Here is a 767-nt window from a genome sequence, read left to right on the forward strand (position 1 = left end):
CCGATCGCCGTCCACAAAGGGACTGGCGATGAACCGCTCCGCCGTCAGCTCGGCACGGTTCAGATAGCCACGCGCAACCCCCGCCCCGCCTATGTAAAGCTCACCCACCGTCCCCAACGGCACAGGCTGGCCGAACCGATCCAACAAGTACAACCGAAGATCGGGGATGGGCTCTCCGATCAGGTTGGCCGAGTTGGAGGTGTCAGATTGATTAAGAGGTCGATAGGTTACATGCACGGTAGCTTCCGTGATGCCGTACATGTTGATCAATTGCGGAACGCTGTCTGAATGCCTTGCATACCACGGCTTTAGAATGGACGGTTCCAGAGCCTCCCCACCAAAAATCACATAGCGAAGGCGGTTTCGAACATTGCTCTGGCATTCTACATCCATGAAAGCTTTAAAAGCCGAGGGGGTCTGATTGAGAACCGTGACGCCAGACTTGCAGACTAGCTCATGGAAGTCGGAAGCAGAACGGGCGGTATTACTCGGCACGAGTATCAAACGCCCGCCATAGCGCAGTGCGCCCCACAATTCCCACACCGAGAAGTCAAACGAGATGGAATGGAACAGGCACCATACGTCGTGTTCGGTGAAGCCATACCAGTCCTGGGTCGCCTCGAACAGACGAGCCATCTGAGCATGCTCGACCATGACGCCCTTTGGGGTTCCGGTTGAGCCTGAGGTGTAGATGATGTAGGCGAGATGGCGCGAGGTGAGGCCGAGGGCGCGCGGCTCGGGATCGCAGGCGGGCAGCTCGGCCCAGG

General features: G+C 58.0%; 1 protein-coding gene. It reads right to left on the bottom strand.

Going from position 1 to position 767, the window contains the following annotated elements; translation table 11 throughout:
* The coding region (locus C7G61_RS42955; protein WP_145963838.1) for an AMP-binding protein at positions 1-767 on the bottom strand (767 nt) is incomplete at both ends.

The organism is Bradyrhizobium algeriense, from assembly GCF_003062295.1.
Classification (GTDB): Bacteria; Pseudomonadota; Alphaproteobacteria; order Rhizobiales; family Xanthobacteraceae; genus Bradyrhizobium; species Bradyrhizobium algeriense.